The 20584-nt window shown below is 64.8% G+C and carries 16 protein-coding genes and 1 tRNA gene; 7 read left to right on the top strand and 10 right to left on the bottom strand.

Translation table 11 applies throughout. The annotated features are described in order from the left end of the window. Positions 1–9: 9 nt before the first annotated feature. The gene (locus tag DVU99_RS10030; RefSeq protein ID WP_114240073.1) at positions 10–786 is read right to left on the bottom strand and encodes a helix-turn-helix domain-containing protein; all 777 of its coding nucleotides are present in this window, start codon (positions 784–786) and stop codon (positions 10–12) included. Between the two features lie 129 nt (positions 787–915). On the opposite strand from DVU99_RS10030, the gene DVU99_RS10025 reads away from it, so the two are divergent. Continuing rightward, positions 916–2145: an MFS transporter gene (locus DVU99_RS10025; protein ID WP_114240072.1), complete on the top strand. Its 1230-nt coding sequence runs from the start codon at positions 916–918 to the stop codon at positions 2143–2145. A 202-nt stretch (positions 2146–2347) separates the two neighbouring features. Here DVU99_RS10025 and murB read toward each other — a convergent pair whose 3' ends face one another. From murB to DVU99_RS09995, 6 genes are all read right to left on the bottom strand, one after another. Continuing rightward, positions 2348–3373: a UDP-N-acetylmuramate dehydrogenase gene (gene murB, locus DVU99_RS10020; protein ID WP_114240150.1), complete on the bottom strand. Its 1026-nt coding sequence runs from the start codon at positions 3371–3373 to the stop codon at positions 2348–2350. A gap of 10 nt (positions 3374–3383) precedes the next feature. Next, a complete protein-coding gene (locus DVU99_RS10015; RefSeq protein WP_114240071.1) occupies positions 3384–4421 on the bottom strand; it encodes a quinone-dependent dihydroorotate dehydrogenase in 1038 nt (345 codons plus the stop codon). Positions 4422–4423: 2 nt separating this feature from the next. After that, complete coding sequence (locus DVU99_RS10010) at positions 4424–5191, bottom strand: class I SAM-dependent methyltransferase (protein ID WP_114240070.1); 768 nt, start codon at positions 5189–5191, stop codon at positions 4424–4426. Between the two features lie 4 nt (positions 5192–5195). Continuing rightward, positions 5196–5969: an SDR family NAD(P)-dependent oxidoreductase gene (locus DVU99_RS10005; RefSeq protein WP_114240069.1), complete on the bottom strand. Its 774-nt coding sequence runs from the start codon at positions 5967–5969 to the stop codon at positions 5196–5198. After that, positions 5969–6283 carry a DUF4190 domain-containing protein gene (locus DVU99_RS10000; RefSeq protein ID WP_114240068.1) on the bottom strand — a complete coding sequence of 105 codons (315 nt, stop codon included), beginning with the start codon at positions 6281–6283 and terminating at the stop codon, positions 5969–5971. The genes DVU99_RS10005 and DVU99_RS10000 overlap by 1 nt, the downstream gene beginning before the upstream one ends. 66 nt (positions 6284–6349) lie before the next feature. Beyond that, complete coding sequence (locus DVU99_RS09995; protein WP_114240067.1) at positions 6350–7885, bottom strand: aldehyde dehydrogenase family protein; 1536 nt, start codon at positions 7883–7885, stop codon at positions 6350–6352. 112 nt (positions 7886–7997) lie between these two features. Between DVU99_RS09995 and DVU99_RS09990 the strand changes: the two genes are divergently transcribed. From DVU99_RS09990 to DVU99_RS09980, 3 genes are all read left to right on the top strand, one after another. Beyond that, positions 7998–8074 (top strand) — tRNA-Arg (locus DVU99_RS09990). A gap of 677 nt (positions 8075–8751) precedes the next feature. After that, positions 8752–8973 carry a hypothetical protein gene (locus DVU99_RS09985; RefSeq protein ID WP_114240066.1) on the top strand — a complete coding sequence of 74 codons (222 nt, stop codon included), beginning with the start codon at positions 8752–8754 and terminating at the stop codon, positions 8971–8973. Positions 8974–9143: 170 nt separating this feature from the next. Continuing rightward, a complete protein-coding gene (locus DVU99_RS09980) occupies positions 9144–9455 on the top strand; it encodes a hypothetical protein (RefSeq protein WP_114240065.1) in 312 nt (103 codons plus the stop codon). A gap of 77 nt (positions 9456–9532) precedes the next feature. Here DVU99_RS09980 and DVU99_RS09975 read toward each other — a convergent pair whose 3' ends face one another. Next, positions 9533–10174 carry a response regulator transcription factor gene (locus DVU99_RS09975; protein WP_114240064.1) on the bottom strand — a complete coding sequence of 214 codons (642 nt, stop codon included), beginning with the start codon at positions 10172–10174 and terminating at the stop codon, positions 9533–9535. Positions 10175–10348: 174 nt separating this feature from the next. On the opposite strand from DVU99_RS09975, the gene DVU99_RS09970 reads away from it, so the two are divergent. From DVU99_RS09970 to DVU99_RS09960, 3 genes are all read left to right on the top strand, one after another. Then, positions 10349–14776 carry a transporter substrate-binding domain-containing protein gene (locus tag DVU99_RS09970; protein ID WP_198670258.1) on the top strand — a complete coding sequence of 1476 codons (4428 nt, stop codon included), beginning with the start codon at positions 10349–10351 and terminating at the stop codon, positions 14774–14776. A gap of 362 nt (positions 14777–15138) precedes the next feature. Continuing rightward, a complete protein-coding gene (locus tag DVU99_RS09965) occupies positions 15139–16662 on the top strand; it encodes a DcaP family trimeric outer membrane transporter (protein ID WP_114240062.1) in 1524 nt (507 codons plus the stop codon). A gap of 51 nt (positions 16663–16713) precedes the next feature. Beyond that, complete coding sequence (locus tag DVU99_RS09960; RefSeq protein WP_114240061.1) at positions 16714–18066, top strand: amino acid permease; 1353 nt, start codon at positions 16714–16716, stop codon at positions 18064–18066. Positions 18067–18171: 105 nt separating this feature from the next. Here the strand turns inward: DVU99_RS09960 and DVU99_RS09955 are convergent, their stop codons facing one another. Together DVU99_RS09955 and DVU99_RS09950 are read right to left on the bottom strand one after the other, a co-directional pair. Continuing rightward, positions 18172–20127 (bottom strand): hypothetical protein, encoded by a 1956-nt coding sequence (locus tag DVU99_RS09955; protein ID WP_114240060.1) that lies wholly within the window; start codon positions 20125–20127, stop codon positions 18172–18174. Continuing rightward, positions 20127–20555: a GtrA family protein gene (locus tag DVU99_RS09950; protein WP_114240059.1), complete on the bottom strand. Its 429-nt coding sequence runs from the start codon at positions 20553–20555 to the stop codon at positions 20127–20129. Before DVU99_RS09950 ends, DVU99_RS09955 begins: the two co-directional genes overlap by 1 nt. Positions 20556–20584: the final 29 nt, after the last annotated feature.

The raw sequence follows: 20584 nt of genomic DNA, 5'->3' as shown, positions 1-20584 counted from the left end.
TTAAAAGGCTCAGGACAGCGCCAGGTAGCGGCTTGGCGCGACGCCGAGCACGCGCCGGAACGCCGCGGTAAACGCACTCGGATTTCCGTAGCCCAGGTCCACCGCGACCTGGGTGATCGATTCACCATTGCCCAGTCGGGTCAACGCGGAGAGCAGGCAGGCCTGCTGGCGCCACGCCGAAAAGCTCATCCCGGTTTCCTCGCGGAACGTGCGGGTGAAGTGGCGGCGGCTCATGCCGGCCTGACGCGCCATCTCGTCGATACCCACCTCCTGCGATGGCTGCTTGAGCAGGGCGCGGCATAGCGCCGCCAATCGCTTGTCATGCGGTAGCGGCGCGCTCAGCGGCAGCGGCGGCATGCGCGCGATCTCGGCCAGCAGCAGCGCCATGACCCGGCCGTCGCGGCCGTCGAGGTCGTACTCGGCGGGAAGGTCCACCGCTTCGTGCAGCAATTCGTGCAGCAGGGGCGAGACCGCGATCACTTGGCAGTGTGCGGGAAGGCCGGCGCTGCGTGCCGCCTCGGGCGTGACGTAGGCGCTGCGGGTGGCCACCGGGCCGCCCATGTGCACCTCGTGGCTGATCCCGGGCGGTATCCACAGCGCGCGGCGGGGCGGCACCACCCAGCTGCCCTCGCTGGTGATCGTGGTCAGCACCCCGGTGGAGGCGTACAGCAACTGGCCACGGCGGTGCGAATGCGAGGGCAGCACGTAGTGGGGCGGGTATTCGTTGCCGGTGGCCACGACGTCCCGGGGCGTGCCTTCATAAGCGTCGGCGCGGGTATTCCGCACGGTTTTGGCCCAAATTCGATAGAAATTGACCCGATGATATGTGCGGGCCGGACCCGTTCACTTTAAGGTGACCACCCTGGCGCAGCAACCCGCGACGCCATGCCGCAACCCACGAACCTTAGAGTCCCCATGCAGACCCGCGTCCAAGACGTTCCCATGCCGGCGGCGACCGCCCACGCCGAGTCCGGTACCGACTTCCGCATCCTCGGTGCGATCAGCTTTTCCCACCTGCTCAACGACATGATCCAGTCGTTGATCCTGGCGATCTACCCGATCCTCAAGAGCGGCTTCAATCTCAGCTTCGCGCAGATCGGCCTGATCACGCTGACTTACCAGCTCACCGCTTCGCTGCTGCAGCCGGCGGTGGGCATGATCACCGACAAGAAGCCGATGCCTTACTCGCTGCCGGTGGGCATGGGCTTCACCCTGTGCGGCCTGCTGCTGCTGGCCACTGCGCCGAACTTCACGGTGCTGCTGATTGCCGCGGCGCTGGTGGGGACAGGTTCCTCGGTGTTCCATCCGGAGTCCTCGCGCGTGGCGCGCATGGCCTCGGGGGGCCGTCATGGCCTGGCGCAGTCGCTGTTCCAGGTGGGCGGCAATGCCGGTGCCTCGCTGGGGCCGCTGCTGGCGGCCTGGATCATCGTGCCGCACGGCCGGGGCAGCGTGGCCTGGTTCTCGCTGGCCGCATTGCTGGCCATGGTGGTGCTGCTGCAGGTGAGTCGCTGGTATCGCGATCATCATGCGGTGCGCGGCAAGGCCAGGCCGCGGCACGCATCGCTGGTGCCGCTGAGCCGTGCCAAGGTGGCGTGGTCGGTGCTGATCCTGGGCGTGCTTATCTTTTCCAAGTACTTCTACCTGGCCAGCCTCAGCAGCTATTACACCTTCTACCTGATCCACAAGTTCGGCGTGTCCGTGCCCAACGCACAGACCCACCTGTTCGTGTTCCTGTTTGCCGTGGCGGCGGGTTCGCTGATCGGTGGCCCGATCGGCGACCGCATCGGGCGCAAGTGGGTGATCTGGGCATCGATCCTGGGCGTGGCGCCGTTCACGCTGCTGCTGCCGCATGCGGACCTGTTCTGGACCGGCGTGCTGACGGTGATCATCGGACTGATCCTGTCGTCGGCGTTCTCGGCCATCCTGGTCTACGCGCAGGAGCTGATTCCCGGCCGCGTGGGCATGATCTCGGGGCTGTTCTTCGGTTTCGCCTTCGGCATGGGTGGCATTGGCGCCGCCGTGCTCGGCCACATCGCCGATGCGCGTGGCATCGAGTATGTCTACGGACTGTGCGCCTACCTGCCGCTGATCGGCATCATCACCGCCTTCCTGCCGAACCTGGAGCACAGGCCGCAGGGCGCGTGAGCACCTCTCAAGGTCATCCCGGTCCGCGCCGGGATGGCCTCATGGCGCTGCTTATGTAGGCGCGCAGCCTGTGCGTGACGGTCCCGCTATGTCAATGCATCGCCATGCGGTGGTTGCGGCATGGGTTGAGGGCTGTCAGGCCCCGTCGAACAAACGGGCGTGGTGATCGCGCACAGGGTGCGCTCCTGCAGTGGGCGTGATCTCAACCGCCGACGACCACCGGTTCCGGCTCCAGGCGTACGCCAAAGCGCGTGTGCACGCCTTCGATCACGTGCTGCGCAAACGCCCACAGCTCCGCGCCGCTGGCCCGGCCATGGTTCACCAGCACCAGCGCGTGACGGTTGGAGATGCCGGCGTCGCCTTTGCGCTGGCCCTTGAAGCCGGCGGTCTCGATCAGCCACGCCGCGGACAGCTTCCAGCGCCCGTCGTTGCCCAACCAGGACACCAGCTCCGGATGCTCGCGCTTGAGCGCTTCTCCGGTGGCGGCATCGACGATGGGGTTCTTGAAGAAGCTGCCGGCATTGCCGATCACGGCCGGGTCGGGGAGTTTCTTCGTACGCAGGTGCACCACCGCTTCGGCGACGTGGAACGGCGCTGGCTTGGCCACGCCCATGCGCGCCAGCTCCTCGCGGATGCCCGCGTAGTCGAGGCGCAGCTCGCGTGAGCGCGGCAGTGCGAAGCGCACGGCGGTAACGATGTAGCGACCGGGCTGGCGCTTGAACACCGAGTCGCGATAGGCAAAGGCACAGGCTGCCCGGTCGAGCACGGCCACGCGGTGCTCCTGCGTGTCCCAGGCCTCCACGCTCTCGATGAACTCGGCCACCTCGGTGCCGTAGGCGCCGATATTCTGGATCGGCGCGGCACCGACCGTGCCGGGAATCAGGATCAGGTTTTCCAGGCCCGCAAAGCCCTGGCCCAGGGTCCAGCGCACGAAGTCGTCCCAGCGCTCGCCGGCGGCCACCGCGATGCGTGCCACTTCGCCATCCTGTTCCACCTGCACGCCGCGCGTGGCCATGGCCAGTACGGTGCCGTCGAAGTCACCGGTGAACAGCATGTTGCTGCCCTCGCCGAGCACCAGCATTCGACCTTGCCGCACGGCGGGGAAGTCGAGCAGCTCGGTGAGGCGGGAGGCGTCATGCACTTCGGCCAGCAGCCTTGCGCGTGCCTGCACGCGCAAGGTGTTGCGGTTGGCCAGCGGTGCGTTTTCGATCAGCGTGTAGCCACCCATGTCGATGCGTTCAGCCGCCATGACCGGCCTCGCGCTGGCGACGGATCTCGTTGACGCATTCGGCGATCAGCGCCGGGCCGCGGTAGACCATGCCGGAATAGATCTGCACCAGCGAGGCGCCGGCGTCGATCTTGGTGGCGGCATCGCCGCCTTCCAGGATGCCGCCTACGCCAATGATGTCCAGGCGATTGCCCACGCGCCGGCGCATGCCACGCAGCACGGCGGTGGAACGCTCGAACAAGGGCTTGCCGGACAGGCCGCCGGTCTCGTTGCCGTGAGGGTCATCGGCCACGGCGGAGTGGTCGATGGTGGTGTTGGTGCAGATCACGCCGTCCACCCTGGCGGCCAGCAGCACTTCGGCGATGGCGTCGAGCTCCGCTTCGCCAAGGTCGGGGGCGATCTTCAGCAGCATCGGCTTGCGGGTGCCGCTCTGCGAGCCAAGCCGCTCCTGCGCCTCGCGCAGGGTTTCGATGAAACGGCGCAGCGTGGCCTCTTCCTGCAGGTCTCGCAGGCCCTGCGTGTTCGGCGAGGAGATGTTCACCGTGATGTAGCTGGCCAGTGGATACACACGCTCCAGGCAGAGCAGGTAATCGTCCACCGCCTTTTCGTTGGGCGTGTCCTTGTTCTTGCCGATGTTGATGCCAAGCACGCCGCGGTAGCTCGACTGCTGCACGTTGCGCACCAGCGCGTCCACGCCGGCGTTGTTGAAGCCCAGGCGGTTGATCACTGCCTCGTGGCGGGGCAGGCGGAACATGCGCGGCTTGTCGTTGCCCGGCTGGGGCCGCGGGGTGGTGGTGCCCACTTCCACGAAACCGAAGCCGAGCGCACCCAGCGCATCGAGGTGGTCGGCGTTCTTGTCCATGCCGGCGGCGAGGCCCACCGGGTTGGGAAAGCGGATGCCGAACGCCTGCGTGGGCAGTTCGGCAGGCGGCCTGGCCACCCATTGGATGAAGTTGCTGCGGTGGGCAACGCCCAGGCCGTACAGCGTCAGGCGATGGGCCGTTTCAGCGTCGAGTGCGAACAGCAAGGGGCGGATCAGGTCGTACATAGTCAGGACATCTTGCCCACGTAGATGACGGTGTCGTAGTCGAAGCTGATCCGGCCATCGACCTGGCAGCTCTCGAACAGGGTACGCAATGCGTGCAGCATCGGCTCGTGCGAAGGATGGCCTGCGCGGGGCGCATACGAGGAGGACATCAGGCGGCCGCGCAGCGCATCGAAGTCGAGCAACTGGCCATGGTCGAAGCGGCCCTTGCCGAGGTAGCCCGCGCCGAACCAGCGCTGCATGTCGGCCTCGTCGCCATAGCGCTCGGCGACGCTGGTGTAGTCCGTGCCGTATGCCTTGAGCAGGGCCTCGTAGCCCTCCAGGAACGGCGTGCCCACCAGTCGGCGCGAGTTCCAGATGATGGCCACGCGTCCGTTCGGCCGCAGGATGCGCTTGAACTCCTCGCGCGTCGATTCCTGGTCGAACCAGTGGAAGGCTTGCGCCACGGTGATCAGGTCGACGCTGCGATCGTCCAGGCCGGTGGCCGTGGCCCGTCCGTCGATGACGCGGAAGCGTTCGTTGTCGCCCAGCCATTGCTCGGCGGCCTGCCGCATCGGCTCATTGGGTTCGACCGCGATCACGCGGTAGCCGCCATCGAGGAACAGCTTGCTGGAAATGCCGGTACCCGCGCCGACGTCGGCCACCCACCAGTGCGGATTCACCCCGTGGGTACGCTGCAGCCATTCCAGCATCGCCACCGGATAGTCGGGGCGGTAGCGCACGTAGTCGGCAACGCGGTCGCTGAATCGTTCGGTGGGCTTGAGGTCGGTCATGGCGTCATCCGGTCAGCAGCTGGCCGCCGTCCACGCACAGGGTCTGTCCGGTGATCCAGCCGGCAAACGGCGAGGCGAGGAACAGGGCCGCATGGGCGATTTCCTCCGGGCGGCCAAAGCGGCCGAACGGAATCTTGGCGAGCGTGCGCCGGTACAGTTCCGGAGCCTCGGTCTTGCGGCGATCCCAAAGCCCCTCGGGAAACTCGATGGAGCCGGGTGCGATCGCGTTCACGCGGACGCGCTGCTCCGCCAGTGCCAGCGCCTGCGAGGTGGTGTACTGGCTCAGCGCAGCCTTGATGGCGGCATAGGCCGGCCCGCGCACGCCGGGGTGGAACGCCGCGATCGAGGAGATATGCAGGATGCTGCCGCGCGAGGACGCGGACAGGTGGGGCAGCGCGTGCCGGGATGCGCGCACGGCCGCCATCAGGTCGACATTGAAGCCGGCCAGCCAGCCCTCGTCGGTATCCTCGAAGCCGTAGCCGCTGGCGTTGTTGACCAGCACGTCGATGCCGCCGAGTACTTCCGCGGCTTCGTGCACATAGGCTTCGATGGCCTCGCCATCGGCCAGGTCGCAGCTTCGCGTATGCGCAGTGACGCCCTGGGCCGCGATGGCGTGGCGTACTTCGTCCAGGGCCTGCTCGCCCCGCGCGCACACCGACACCGACGCGCCCGCCTGCGCGAAGGCCAGCGCCATGCTCCGCCCGATGCCCTTGCTGCCGCCCGCGACGACCACGCGGTAGCCACGGAAATCGAACGGGGAGGGCGAGGAAACGCTCATTACCAGGACCAGTGCAGGAAGTGCACGCCCAGGCTCAAGCCGAGCGCGATGAAGCTGAAGACCAGCACGACCGCCAGAACGAACAGCGCCAGGTGCGTGTAACCCAGGATCAGGCCGGTGAGCGCCAGGCCATCGCCTTCCACGCTGCCCGGGGTGGCACGGCGGATTTCACCGCGCGCCAGATGGCCGCACACCACCGCCACGATCGCACCGATCACCGGCAACACGAACCAGCAGCCGATGCCGAACAGCAGGCTCACGACCGCCAGTGTGCTGGTGGTGGCGCTGCGGTAGGTGGAGGGCGGATAGCTCATCGCGGTGCACGTCCTGCGCAGCAGTGGAGGGTTGGCGACCCCCACAGGGCGGTCGCCGGGTCTGGCTTACAGGTCGAACTTGATGCCCTGGGCCAGCGGCAGTGAATTGGAGTAGTTGATGGTGTTGGTCTGGCGGCGCATGTAGACCTTCCATGCATCCGAGCCCGCCTCGCGGCCGCCGCCGGTTTCCTTCTCGCCACCGAACGCGCCGCCGATCTCCGCACCCGAGGTGCCGATGTTGACGTGCGCGATGCCGCAGTCCGAACCGGCTGCCGACAGATACTGCTCTGCCGACTTGAGGTTCTGCGTGAAGATCGCCGAGGACAGGCCCTGCGGCACGCTGTTCTGCAGCTCGATCGCCTCGTCGAGCGTCTTGAACGGCATCACGTAGAGGATCGGGGCAAAGGTTTCGGTCTGGACCACTTCGTCGCTGTTCTTCACGCCGGTGACGATGGTCGGCAGCACAAAGTTGCCGGGGCGGTCGCTGAGCGCCGCGCCGCCGGTGCGCACCGTGCCGCCGGTGGCCTTGGCCTTCTCCACCGCGGCGAGGTAAGCCTGTACGGCTTCCTTGCTGTTGAGCGGGCCCATCAGGGTGGTGGCCAGGGTCGGATCGCCGATCTTGCCCTCGACCTGCTTGTACGCGGTGACCAGCTTGTCGGTCACGTCGTCGATGATCGACTCGTGCACGAACAGGCGGCGCGTGGTGGTGCAGCGCTGGCCGGCGGTACCCACGGCACCGAACACGATGGCCGGGATGGCCAGCTTCAGGTCGGCGCTTTCGTCGAGGATGATGGCGTTGTTGCCGCCCAGTTCCAGTAGCGAACGGCCCATGCGCTTGGCGACGCGCTCGCCCACGTGACGGCCGACCTTGGTCGAGCCGGTGAAGCTGATCAGCGGAATGCGGTGATCATCCACGAACTGCTGCGACAACTCGGTGCCGGCATCGTTGAACAGGAAGAAGATGTCCGGGAAGCCGGCAGCGTTTAGCGCCTCGTTGCAGATCTTCATCGAGGCGATGGCCGACAGCGGGGTCTTCGGCGACGGCTTCCAGATGCAGATATCGCCGCAGATGGCCGCCAGGAACGAATTCCACGCCCACACCGCCACCGGGAAGTTGAACGCGCTGATGATGCCGACCAGGCCCAGCGACTGGTACTGCTCGTACATGCGGTGGCCCGGGCGCTCCGAATGCATGGTGTAGCCGTACAGCATGCGGCTCTGGCCCACTGCGAAATCGGCGATGTCGATCATCTCCTGCACTTCGCCGTCGCCCTCGGGCTTGATCTTGCCCATTTCCAGCGCCACCAGCGAACCGAGCGCGTCCTTGTGCTTGCGCAACGCTTCGCCGCACAGGCGCACGGCTTCGCCGCGACGCGGGGCCGGCGTGGTGCGCCAGACCTTGAATGCTTCCTGGGCGCGCTTGACGATGATGTCGTAGTCGGCGGCGCTGGATGCGTACACCGAGGCGATCACCTCGCCGGTCGCCGGGTTGATCGGCTGCAGCGTGCCGGCATCGGTGGTCTTGGACCACTCGCCATTGCCAAGGTACGTGCCCGACTGGGAAGCGCCGAGACCGAGTGCGGTGAGGATTTCGTGCGACATGCTTGACTCCGGACCGTGGCGCGGGGACGCGCCGGGATGAAAACCACCATTCTAGCAGGGCCCTCCAACCGGATCGCGCTGGGGGCCAATCCATGCCAGAATTCGCGGCGTTGCCCCCGTAGCTCAGTTGGATAGAGCGGTCCCCTCCTAAGGGACAGGTCGTACGTTCGAATCGTATCGGGGGCACCATTTCAAGGGCTTGGCCACGCCATGGCCTGCGCTGAGGCGCGTCGCCAGAAGCCAACGAAACGCCCGCAAACTCCGCACCCGAGCAAGCCTTCTTGATGAGGGTCATGGGCTTTGGGTTGTCACCATGTGGTCACCGCTGCCCGTCATGATGGGCGCTTGCGCAGTTTCTGCCGGTGACCACCCACAATAGCCAGGCAAGGTTCGCAGACCGCACGTCCGCCGCCGCCGGCAGTGTCCAGGTCATCGGTTCGTGCCTGCCGTTGAACCGCAGCGATGCGGGCTCCTGGCTCCCCTGATTGCGCTGGACGCGCGCCTGTACGCCAGGCCAGGGAGCCGCGTCACTTCATTGAGACTGAAACCATACTTGCCTGCGGCCTTCTGCCGGCCAGGCGGCCAGGCATCGTGAGGGCGGGAAATCGACATGCTGCTTCAGATACTGGCCAACGGTGCCGCCGTCCTGTTCGTCATGCATTTGGCACGGCGGTCCGCGATCGACTGAGGAAACCCGGTGAGATCGCAGCGCCGCCCCCGAGCGCGCCAGCCCCAGTGGTCGGGAGAGGGGCCCGGGGTGGACGCTGTGGCTGGGGCTTGTCTTTCCGCTCGCGACGGGAGGGCAGGGCTCCGTCGAGGAGGTGGAGGGGCGGCCGGCGTGGGGCTCAGGGGTTGAGGAACACGCGATGGATGGCCGCCCCTCCATGGCTGGCAGGGGCCAAGTGGAAGATATCGGCCGGATGGAGCAAGTCTCGAGTGTCCGCGATGCGCACCCCGCGTTCCGGGTGAAGATGGCAGCGATGCCGGCCGCGTCGAGTTCGGTGAGGGTTTTGCTGCAGGAAACAGAATCTGGCACGCACGACATCTTCACCTGCGCACGCGGCCAAGGTGCTGCGCCGCAGCATTGATTGTCACGACAGATACCATGACCTTTGCCACGTTTGGCATCCGCTGGGCTTGGCTTAGCCTTCGCCATGTTCGTGGCTCCCCATCCCCCCTTGGCCACTCGAACACAGGCGCACCGCCCCTGGGCCGGTGCGAAGGATTCGTGCGCGCTGGTCCGGAAAGGGAGTTCTCGATGGCTGTGCTCGTAGGTATTTACCTGTTGGATGCCGAGGCTACGGAAGTGCCGCAGGATGGCTGCATGGCATGGATCGGTCGCTGGGTGTTGTATCGCTCGCAAGGCATGGATCGTTGCCAGTGGGAGCCGTTGACCACAGGCCAGACCGATGGTGCCTTCGCAAACCGGGACGAAGCGGTCGCGGGAGCGCTGGAGCAGGGTGCTAGCTTCGCCCGGGAGATCCAGGCCGATCCGTGGCTCGAGCCGATGCCTTGGCCAAGCGTGGCGTGTGGCGTGATGGCCGCCCCATCGTGGTCGCTGCGTCACTAGCCGCCCGCACGCCTTGCGCGGGGCATCGGCCCATACGGCCAAGTGACATCCATGGCCGCTCGTGACGCAGCTTGGCGTCAGTTCACCAATCCATGCTCGCGCGCATACGCGTAGACGTCCAGGTCCGTGCGTAGGCCAAGCTTGGCCATGGCGTCCATCTTTTGCCGGCTGATGGTCTTGACGCTGCGATTCAGTTGGGCGGCGATTTCCGACACGGTCAGGCCGGACGCGAACAGGCGCAGCACCTCCGTCTCGCGTTTGGACAGCGTTGGAGGATTGCCTGCCAACCCGGTGTTCTGCGTGTGTTCCAGGGCCTTGCGCACTGCGCTGCTGAGGTATTCGCGTTCGTGCGTCACGGCCTGAACGGCCAGCGTCAGTTCGTTGAGTGCGTCAGACTTGCTGAGCAGGCCGCGAACGCCCGTGGCACGGATGGCACCCAGTACGCCCGCGTTGCCAACCATGGTGAGCACGATCACCGGCAGCTCGGGCCAACGGCGGCGAATCATGCCGAGCATCTGCAGGCCATCGGCGAGCAGGCCGGTAGGCATGCTGAAGTCGGTGATGACGAGATCGCACGAAAGCTGTTCGATCGCGCCGATCAGCTCCATGGGCGAGCCCACTTCGGCTACCACGCTGGCATCCGCGTGATTCTCCAGGAGCGCACGCACGCCACTGCGAACAATCGGATGATCGTCTGCGAGGATGATGCGTAGAGTCACGAATGACGGCTCGGAAGGGAGTAATTTCTAGGTTAACGGATTTGGCATGGCAAGCGGATGGGTGAAAACCCTACTGCGAAGCGGGATACCTTCAGACGATTCTCATAGTAAGGCGCGTAACGGGCCATCTAAGCTGAGCGTTCGACCGGATGGACGGGATGCATGGGTGTCTGCATGACTCCAGATACGGGAAAATACTTTACTTTGACCTTCGTCAATGCGGCGCAGCGGCGCTTTCGCATCTGGCGATTGATCGGCTGCCTGGTGGTGGCATGGCTTGCCGGCCTCGCGACGGGCAATGGCTGGGCTGCCGCGGGACCGGATCACCCCGCACAAGCCAGCTCGGCTTCGGCCGACACCAGCGCGGCGACTCCGACCGTTCAGCTCACCCCGGAAGAGGAGGCCTGGCGGGAACTCCACCCGGTTTTGCAGGTAGGCGTATTCACGGGCGATCATCTGCCGGCGGAGGGCTGGTCAGCAGGCCGGCCCGAAGGCTTTGCCGTGGACTACGCGCGCTTGTTGGCCAGTCGCGTCGGTCTGCAGCTGTCCTTCCATCCGTACTCCGACCTGGACGCCGTGCTCGCTGGCAGTGCCGGGGGCGTGGATCCCTACGACCTGCTGCTCGCGGTCTCCGTCAACAATGAGCATGCGGCGCGATTTGAGTTCCTCAAGCCCTACGGTGGCGGCGCCCTATTCCTGGTTGCCCGGAAAGGGGATGAGCAGATTCGAGCCGAACGCGATCTTGCGCACGCCCGGATCGTCATCGAGCGCAGCTACCACCATGTGATCGACCTGCTGCGCGAGCGCTTCCCCGATGCGACCCTGTTTTTCGCGGACGATGGCCGACAGGCCATGGACATGGTCGCGACAGGGCGTGCCGACGCCTACATCGGAACGACGGCGTCGCGTACCCAAATGCTGCTTCAGATGCGCAACAGCGACGATCTGGTCGTGCTCGCGCCGCTGGATCTTCCTCCCGTTGCCGTGGCGCTGGCCGTTCCGCATGGCCGGACGATGGAGCTGGTGTTGTTGCGCAAGGCCGAGGCAGCGGTCTCGGTCGAGGAGATGACCCGACTCCGTTCGCGTTGGGGCCTGCTGTCCGCGGGTGAGGCACCGACCCTGGCACCAGGCCTCAGTGTGCAGGAGCGGGATTGGCTACGTGGGCTGGCGCCGCTGCGACTGGGTTTCGAGACCGATCGCCCTCCCTACAGCTTCCTCGACTCACGTGGGCATTTCGATGGTCTTGCGGCGGACTACGTCACGATCCTGCAGAAGGAGTTGGGTTTTCGCGTGCAGCTGGTGCCGGCGAGCAACTGGTCAGCCCTGCAGCGCATGGTGCGTTCGGGCGAGGTCGACATGGTCGCCGCGGCGATGCCAGACGACTTTTCCTCCAAGGACATGCTGTTCAGTCGCACCTATGAACACTTCCCCGAGGTGATCGTGGCGCGTACCCGCGGGCCGGCGATCGCGGGACCCGAGGACCTCTCCGGTCACGTGGTGGCCGTGCGTGAGGAGGCCGGGCTGCTGCCGCGTCTGCGCATGTTGCTGCCGCGTAGCCACCTGTTGCCGGTTGGCAGCAATGACGAAGGTCTGGAAGACGTCGCGTCCGGTCGAGCGGATGCGTACATCGGTACCTTGCCAGCCATCGATCCGCTGATTCGCGACCGTTATGCGGCGACGCTGCGGGTCGTCGGTCCGGCCGGCCTGGATCAGGATTTTACCGTGGCCCTGGCCAGTCGTTACGAGCGCATGATGCCTTGGATCGACCGCACGCTGGCCGGGATCACCGATGGTCAGCGCCAGGCTATCCGAAGTCGTTGGCTGACCATCCAGTATCACTATGGAGTGCCGGCTACCTGGGTGCTGGCGGGGCTGGCGGCGACACTCGCGATCGTCAGCCTGATCGGTTTCGCCTATTCGCACCTTCGCCGGGCGCTACGCGCGCAGCGCGTGGCGGAATCGAAGCTCGACGCGCAGTTGCGTTTCCAGCAGGCATTGCTGGAGACCATTCCCTATCCGGTGTTCGTCAAGGATGCCAACGGCCGTTACGTCGCCGTGAACCAGGCCTACGAAACCGCGTTTGAGTGCAAGCGTGGCGATCTGCTGGGGCGCAGCCTGTTGGAGACACGGCATATCGGTGGTGTGGATGCGGCCGCGCTCCACCAGGGTGACCTGGATGTGCTCAAGCATGGCGAAGACGTCCGGCGCGATCTCAAGGTAGCCACGGCGGGGGTCGGAGAAGGGGCGCGTGATGTCCTGTTGTGGCTGCACCGCTTCGTGCCATCGGCGACCCAGGAGCCGGGACTGCTCGGAACGCTGGTCGACGTGACCGACCTGCGCGAGACGGAGGCGCGGGCACTGGCGTCCGAGCAGCGCCTCATCGACACCAACGAAAGCCTGCCCGGCGTGGTGCTGCGTGTCCATTACACGCCTGATGGCGGCAGCAGCTTCGACTACGTCAGCGGTCCTACGGAGGTCATGTTCGGCATCAGCCACGAAGCGCTGTTGCAAGGGCGCATGCGCCCCTACGATGTCATCCCCGACGAGGACAGGGTCATCGTGCAGCAGGCGATCCGGGACCTGCGCGAGAAGGGGGCGGTGAGGAGCGTCGAATTCCGGTCGCGCACCAGTGCGGGAGAGCGTTGGCTGCGTGCCTCGTTCGGCCAGCCGAGGGTCGATCCGGACGACATCGTCACGTGCAGCATCTACGTCACGGACATTACGCTGGAAAAGGAACAGGCAGAGGCCCTCGTCGAAGCGAAGGCCACCGCCGAAGCGGCTGTGGCAGCCAAGAGCGCCTTCCTGGCCATGATGAGCCATGAGATACGCACGCCGATGGCCGGCGCACTCAGCCTGGTCGAACTGCTTGGCAGGACAGCACTCGATCGCGAGCAGCGCCACATGCTGGAGTTGGTGCACGACTCCTCCTGTGCCTTGTTGCAGATCCTCGACGACATCCTCGACTTCTCGCGCATCGAAGCCGGTCGCATGCGGCTGGAGGACCAGGCCTTCGACCTGCACGCGCTGATCGATGGTGCGCTGGGCTTGTTCTCGGCCGTCGCACAGGCGAAGGGCGTGCGGCTCTACGGCACGCTGGACTGGCGCCTGGCGGCCATGCATCGCGGCGACATGAATCGCGTGCGGCAGATCGTCACGAACCTGCTGAGCAATGCCCTGAAGTTCACCGCCAAGGGTTATGTGGAGCTGCATGTCGAGTTGATGGGCGAGATCGGCGAGGGGCAGCGACTCCGCTTTACCATCACGGATACCGGTACCGGCATCTCCGACGAACAGCTCGAGCACCTGTTTCAGCCTTTTGTGCAGGCGGAGCCATCGACCTCCCGTCGTTTCGGCGGTACCGGGTTGGGTCTCAGCATCTGCCGCCGGCTCGCGCAGCTGATGGGGGGCGAGGTTCGCCTGGCCAGCGCCGCTGGCTTCGGTACGCGTGCAGTGTTCGAGGTGGTGCTGCCGGTCGCGCAGGCAAGTCGTGCTCCCACCGCGCTGGTCGGCAAATCCGCCTTGCTGTGCACCGGCGACATCATGCTCGAGCGCGAGCTGTCCAATGCGTTGTCCGCGCTGGGCATGTCCGTCGTCGGGGCCGACGTGAGGGACCTTGCCGATTATGTCGACGGTGACATCGACCTGTGCCTGGCTGATGAGGATCTCGTCGGTCCCGGTCCGTTGCCCGCGGCGGGCCGCGTCATACGCCTGACAAGCGCAGCCGATGCTCGCGGCGTTCGCGTGGAGGGAAGCCTGGTGTGGTTGAGTGGCTATCCGTTGACGTGGCACTCGATGATTGAAGCATGTCATTCGGCGCTCGGACTTGCCTTGCCCGAGTACGCTGCATCAGCGGCACCGGCCTCCATGAGGCACGCCCGGCGTATCCTGGTGGCCGAGGACCATCCGATCAATCGCGCCGTGATCGGACGCCAGCTGGAGCGCCTCGGTTATCCGTACACGATGGTCGACAATGGCGAGGAAGCGATGAGGGCGCTTGCCGGGTCGCACTACGACCTGCTGATCACCGACTGCCACATGCCTGTGCTTGACGGCTACGCATTGGCGCGCCGCATACGCGAGTTGGAGGAGGGCGGTGACCGGCACCTGCCCATCGTCGCCCTGTCGGCCAGTGCCTTGCCCGAGGAAGTGCTGCGATGCCATCAGGCGGGCATGGACGAATTCCTCGCCAAGCCCGTGCGGCTGGCCACCCTCGAGGCCATGTTGTCCCAGTGTCTCGAAAGAGCCGGACAGGCGGTGGGAGCGGAAGTTGGCACGCCTGGTGAAGACGATCATCCAGGCCTGCATGTGCTGCAGGATGCCTTTGGCTCACGCAGCGAGGCCTTGCGGATACTGGGTGGCCTGAGCACATCCTGTCGTCAGGATCTCCTGCTCTTCGACCGTGCGGTAAGCAGTGGCGACCAACAGGCGCAGCGCGACGTACTTCATCGCCTGCGCGGCGCGCTGCGCCTGGTTGGCATCGAACTCGCCGACGAGGCGGAGCCGGTCGCGCAGCGTGAAGCGATCGTGCGGCAACTGGCATGGCTCGATACACTGATCGTTCGCTTCGAGAAAGAGGAACAACGCGATCCTCCGTCGACGTGATGCAGTCTGGCCCGCCAGGGCCATCTCCTTGCATGCATCCGAAGTGCGCGCCGTCCAATCCATGAAGGACGTGGCGATCGTCTGTCGACCGGGACGTCTGCGCGCAGCTCGTCCTTCGCCCGAAAACGCCTGGATTCACGGCACTTCCACAATTTCTCGGCTCTAATCGATTCAGGGAGGTGGCTGCCTGGAGGCGGCCCTTGTCTCTGCGTGACACTCGTTCCCGTGTTGCAGCACGCGGCTCGCGCCGCGCGGAAGCGCGGTTGCCCGTGGGGGTTTTATCGCTGCAGGAACGCTACTGGCGGATCGCGCATCCGTTGAACGCCACGCTGACCGTCAATGTTCGATAAAGGAGTGTCTTCATGCGGCAATGGCTTCGCGCACGTGCCTCATCGAACAAGGGCGGGCATGCCATCGGTTCCATGCTGGTGGGATGCGTGGCATTGGCCGCAGTACACGTGCAGCCGGCGTGGGCGCAGAGCACGGATTCCAACGATGACCTGAAGGCGCAGATCGCGCAGATGCGCCAACAGATGCAGGCGCAGCAACAGGTCATGCAGAAGATGCAGCAGCGCCTGGACGAACTGGAGGCAAAAGAGTCCTCGCAGGAGAATGCCACCGCTGCCGCCAAGTCCGCCGCTCCGATTCCCGTGCAGACAACGCAACAGGCACCGGCGCCGTTGATTTCCTCGGCCACCGTGCCGTCATCAGGGCAGCCTGCGGCGTATCGGCCGCCGTCAGCACCTGCCGGCGTTGGCGAACCTCTGCCCGAAGGCTATGTAAGGCTAGGCGATACCGGCAACCTGCTGAAGCTGGATCTGGTGGCGCAGCTGGACACCATGATCGACAACACCTACATGGGGTCCAAGGATCTGTTCGTGCCGTCATCGATTCCGGTGCGCGGCCAGCCGTTCTATGGCAGCGGGTGGAACACCAACCTGAGCGCGCGGCAGAGCATTTTCCGCATGGACTTCCGTCGCGATACCGACTACGGCACGTTGAAGGTGGTCTACAAGAACAACTTCTTCGGCAGTGGCACTGGCGACATGCCGTACAACCTGCAGTACTTCTACGGCGAACTGGACAACGAGCGCTTCACCTTGTTGGCGGGATACAACATCTCTGCGTTCACCGACATCGACGTGTTCCCGAATACGCTCGACTACGAAGGCCCCAACTCGTTCAATTTCAAGTACGGGCCGCAGATTCGCTTCATTCCCATCCTGTACAAGTGGGGCGACAACACGCTGACCCTGCCGCTTTCGATGGAAAAGCCGAATGCGGATATCACGCCCATCGGCGATTACGAGCCCTATTCGCGCCTGGCCGACTTCACGGCGGGCGTGCGCTGGGAGACGCCTGATTGGCATATCCAGTGGTCCAATCTGTTCCGCGACCTTGGCATGCAGGACTCGGCGACAGGACAGACCCAGCGCACCAAGGCGTTTGCCACCCAGCTGACCGGCAGCACCAAGCTGTTCGACCGCGACAGCGCGCAGGGCTGGTACAGCAATGGCCACGGCTATGCCAATTTCCTGCAGGACATCTCGGGGCTGGGCCTGGATGCGGCTTTCACCGACAACGGCATCCTTCGCGCGATCCGTGCCCGCGGCTGGGGCGTGGGTTATACCCATGGCTGGACCGACACGCTCAGTTCCAGCGCATCCTGGGGTTACCTGCGCATCAGTCCGTCCGGCAACATGATTCTGGATCGCGACGAATTGCCCAAGAGCACCAAGTTCGCCTCGCTCAATCTGGCCTGGCAGTTCAGCCAGCGCGCCATGCTGGGCATCGAATATCTGTGGGGCCAGAACATCTCGTTGATCGACATGCGCGGACAGGGTCAGCGCGTGCAGACCACGCTGCGCTACGACCTCAATCCTTGATCGGCCGCAGGCCACAGAGCCTGGCCCTGCGTTGATCACCGAGGATCTGCCATGGCATTGGAACCCGTCAAGAAAATGGGGCTGCTTGGGGCATCCTCGCTGGTGGTTGCCAACATGGTCGGCACAGGCCTGTTCCTGTTGCCCTCCAGCCTGGCGAACATTGGCAGCATCTCGCTGCTGGGCTGGATCGCTGCGGCCATCGGGGCCAGCGCCCTTGGACTGGTGTTTGCCCATCTTGGCATGGTCGAGCCTCAGGCGGGTGGTCCCTATGCCTACGCGCGCGACCACATGGGACCGTTCGCGGCGTTCCAGACCAATTTCCTCTACTGGGGCGCCAACGTCATCGGCAATGTGGCGATCGCCGTATCGGTGACCGGATACCTGGCCGTGTTTTTCCCGGTGTTGAAGACCCCCTGGTTCGCCAACGCCTGTACCGCGGGAATCATCTGGCTGTTCATCTGGCTCAATACGCGTGGAGCCAATGTAGTGGGGCACTTCACGACGATAAGCACCGTGGCCGGCATCCTGCCGATTGCCTTCGTCGGGGTGCTCGGCTGGCTCTGGTTCAAGCCGGAGCTGTTCCTGGCCGGCTGGAATCCCGGCAACCTGCCCTTGCTGTCGGCGATCGACCGCAGCGCCTCGATCGCGCTATGGGCGTTCCTCGGCGTTGAGAGTGCCGCGGTGTCGGCTGGCGTCATCGACAATCCCAAGCGCAACGTTCCGTTGGCTACGGTCATCGGCCTGGTCATCTCCACCCTGATCTACGTGGTGTGCTGCACGGTGATGATGGGCTTGCTCCCCAACGAGGAACTGCGTGGCTCCGGCGCACCGTTCGCCGATGCCGCGCGCGTCATGCTGGGCAAGTGGGCTGCAGTGGCCATTTCCCTCGCAGCCATCCTCAAGGCGGCAGGAGCCCTGGTGGGGTGGATATTGATCGTCGCGCAATCAGCCCAGGCGGCCGCGCAGGACGGCATGTTCGCCACCAGCTTCGCCGTCACCAACGAGCACGGCATGCCGGCGCGCAACCTCGTCGTCACCGGCGTCTTGATGACGATATTGCTGGCGCTGACCACCTCGCCCAATGTCGCGACACAGTTCGCCACCATCACCAGCGCCACCGTCGTGCTGATGGCGTTGCCCTACATCTATTCGGTGGTTTCCATGTGGCGCCTCAATCGCACCATCGGGTTGACGCCGATCAAGCAGCGCTTCCTGGTGGTGGTTGGCCTGCTGGCCTGTGCCTATTGCGTGGGTGTGGTACTGGGCCAATCGGCCCAACTCGATCGGCAGGCTTTCATCGTCATGCTGCTGTCGACGCCGCTGTTCGCGCTGGTGAGGGTGCGAGGCTCTGTGGTCAGCAAAGGCACTCGCCGCTCGCTGCGGCGGCGAGTGGCTCATCATTGAGGTGAAGTAACTGGTGCCGGCGATAGGCGGAGAGGGGCAGTGGCACGTCGGCCGTCACGTGTCGGCTGTCGTTCCGACAGGAACGAAAATCGAGGCCCCTGGGGCTCAAGGGCCGGCGAATACCTTGGCGAAGCCGTCGTCGAATACCAGCCGGTAACCCCGCGATTCAAGCCGGGGTAAGTAGCTCAAGGGATCGGGCCACTCCCCGAAGGTGGGACTGTGCACATCGCCGGTTTCGCGTGAAATGACGATGAACCGGGCATGTGCTTGCGCGATCGCCCGGTTCATGTCGTTGGGCGTTGGCGTGGGGTTGAGGGCTATCACGCGATTCTGGAATCGATGCCCGACAAGCGGATAAATGCGCAGCGTCATTGTGGCGGCGATGGTCGATCCGGCACGTTCTGGTTGCAGCAACCATTGCGCGACCTTGGTCTTGCCGCCATAGGTGTACATGTTTGCGCTGCAAACTTCGCGGCAATTGGATGTGGTTCGCCACAGCGCGCCCGCAACGAACAATGCCGCTGCCACGCCAAAGGCTTGCGTGGACAAGGATGCCACTGAATCACGGGCACGCTCGTGGCCCGAATCCAATGTCCACACCAGCACCAGCAGAAGAGGCAGGCCTGCGGCTTCGATCGCTATCATGGCCGGCGCATTCAGCATCATGAGGTTGATGCCATCGTAGGCCAGTGCGCTGGCGGCGATGACGGGCACGGCCGACACGGGCGCGCATGCAATGGCTGCCGCCACCAGTAGCGCAAGGGCTGGTTGTGCAAGGCGCAACGAGGCACCGTTGCTGATCTGGTTCGCCGTGCCAGGGATGTTCTCGATGGTGAAGGGCATGGTGAAGTAAAGGGCCAAGATCACGAGCGCCACGGCCCAAAGCCAGGCCTGGGCACGGCCTGGCAATACGGCAGCGCGCGGCAGTGCAGGATTCACTACACGGCACAGCCAAGTCGCCAGGACAGTCATCACCACGCCGGGGAGCAGTAAATAGTGTTCCCAGCAGGCCCGCAATCCAAGCATCAGCGCATGAAGGTGTTGCGGCATGCCAAAAAACGATGTGGCTCGCATCTCCATGGGCACGACGGTGTTCAGCACCGCCACCAGCGGGCCTGTATCGCCCCATGGCAACAGGGAGTGCCCGAGCAGGCTTACTCCGGAGGGATAGAGCGGGTTACCGGTCAAGAGTGCATTGCGCAGATAGAAGCTTGCCCCCAGCAACGCCAGTGGCACCGCGGCGATCGCCAGCTTGGGGCGCCGAACATCCTTGTGCTGCCACAGCGAATAGAGCAAGGGCACGCACAGGACTGCAGCGACTGGCAGGCCGACGTACTTGGTGCCAAGCACCACCGATATCCAGCCGGCACAGATGATCCAGCCAGGCAGGGACGGCTTGTCCAGATATGCCAGCAGTGCGACGAAGGCGGAGAGAATGGCTGCGGAGAGAAACAGGTCGTTGCCGGCTTGCCCAAGTTGGTTGACGAATACCGGGCTGAGCATGATGGCCGCCACGACCAGTCCCGCCGTCCGTTTGTCACACATGCGTGCCATCAGCGAATGCAGCGCACCGTATAGCCAGAGCCACGACAAGACGTCCAGGAGTGCCCACCAGGTGTCATGTCGGGTGAGGACAAATATTTCGGCGAGCAGCAATTCCATGTTGCCGGGATAGAACCAGCAGCGGGCATCCGACGCGAGCATGCTGCCTTGCTGCACCCATTGCGCGGCCATGGGCAGATGATAGGCCAGCGCGTCTCCCCCGGCGGGAGCATTGAGGAAGGTCGGCAGGCGTAGTGCCAATGGCAAGAGCACGCCAAGCAAGAGGCCAGGGAGGTGATCGCGCACGCGCAGGGGGAGTGCCTGCCCCTGACCCGGCGCGCTTGAAGTGCCGTACCGCAGGCACGTGGCGATCAATGCGCCGAAGATCACCACGAACACGATAGCCAGGGGAGCTGCGGAGAATCGGCCGGCCCACAAGGTGATATGGCCGGCCCCGAGGGCGCCGGCGAAAAAGCACGGGACGACCAGCGGAAGGATGTCGAGACGGATGGGACGCATTAGAACCTCACGAGTTGCTTCTTGGAAAAGACAAAGCGCTTGTCCAGGAAGTACTTGGTGACGTAGCCGGTGATCAGGCCAAGCGTGCCGCCGGCATAGCGCCCCATTTCCCCGCTCGTGACGTACCCGCCGAGGATTTCGGCGGTCCAGAAGATGGCGGTGGTGACTATGCCCATGCTCGCGTAAGCGAAGAAGGTGAGCGCATCGTGTCCCGCGTGGCGAGTCTCGTAACGGAAGATGTACCGCTTGTCGAGCGTGTACTTCAGCATCAGCCCGGCCAGAGTGCCCATCGCCAAGGCAACGATAGGGCTGTACGCGCCGTCATAGCGAAGAATCATCTGGTGCTGGACGCCCATGTTGGCGGCGATCGATAGCCCGGCAAACGAGGCAAAGCGCGTGACAAGTGCTTGATGGGACAGATGTGACATCGCTCTGTGCGCATGCCTCTTGGTGGTGT

The sequence above is a fragment of the Dyella sp. C9 genome (genome assembly GCF_003332825.1).
In the GTDB taxonomy this organism is placed as follows: domain Bacteria; phylum Pseudomonadota; class Gammaproteobacteria; order Xanthomonadales; family Rhodanobacteraceae; genus Dyella.
This window is presented reverse-complemented; position numbering and strand designations above follow the sequence as displayed.

What these genes read in the sequence shown, in the direction of transcription:
- DVU99_RS10025 (WP_114240072.1), top strand. Translation starts at nt 916, where the DNA reads ATGCAGACCCGCGTCCAAGACGTTCCCATGCCGGCGGCGACCGCCCAC.
- murB (WP_114240150.1), bottom strand. Translation starts at nt 3,373, where the DNA reads ATGGGTGGCTACACGCTGATCGAAAACGCACCGCTGGCCAACCGCAAC.
- DVU99_RS10015 (WP_114240071.1), bottom strand. Translation starts at nt 4,421, where the DNA reads ATGTACGACCTGATCCGCCCCTTGCTGTTCGCACTCGACGCTGAAACG.
- DVU99_RS10010 (WP_114240070.1), bottom strand. Translation starts at nt 5,191, where the DNA reads ATGACCGACCTCAAGCCCACCGAACGATTCAGCGACCGCGTTGCCGAC.
- DVU99_RS10005 (WP_114240069.1), bottom strand. Translation starts at nt 5,969, where the DNA reads ATGAGCGTTTCCTCGCCCTCCCCGTTCGATTTCCGTGGCTACCGCGTG.
- DVU99_RS10000 (WP_114240068.1), bottom strand. Translation starts at nt 6,283, where the DNA reads ATGAGCTATCCGCCCTCCACCTACCGCAGCGCCACCACCAGCACACTG.
- DVU99_RS09995 (WP_114240067.1), bottom strand. Translation starts at nt 7,885, where the DNA reads ATGTCGCACGAAATCCTCACCGCACTCGGTCTCGGCGCTTCCCAGTCG.
- DVU99_RS09985 (WP_114240066.1), top strand. Translation starts at nt 8,752, where the DNA reads ATGGATGGCCGCCCCTCCATGGCTGGCAGGGGCCAAGTGGAAGATATC.
- DVU99_RS09980 (WP_114240065.1), top strand. Translation starts at nt 9,144, where the DNA reads ATGGCTGTGCTCGTAGGTATTTACCTGTTGGATGCCGAGGCTACGGAA.
- DVU99_RS09970 (WP_198670258.1), top strand. Translation starts at nt 10,349, where the DNA reads ATGACTCCAGATACGGGAAAATACTTTACTTTGACCTTCGTCAATGCG.
- DVU99_RS09965 (WP_114240062.1), top strand. Translation starts at nt 15,139, where the DNA reads ATGCGGCAATGGCTTCGCGCACGTGCCTCATCGAACAAGGGCGGGCAT.
- DVU99_RS09960 (WP_114240061.1), top strand. Translation starts at nt 16,714, where the DNA reads ATGGCATTGGAACCCGTCAAGAAAATGGGGCTGCTTGGGGCATCCTCG.
- DVU99_RS09955 (WP_114240060.1), bottom strand. Translation starts at nt 20,127, where the DNA reads ATGCGTCCCATCCGTCTCGACATCCTTCCGCTGGTCGTCCCGTGCTTT.
- DVU99_RS09950 (WP_114240059.1), bottom strand. Translation starts at nt 20,555, where the DNA reads ATGTCACATCTGTCCCATCAAGCACTTGTCACGCGCTTTGCCTCGTTT.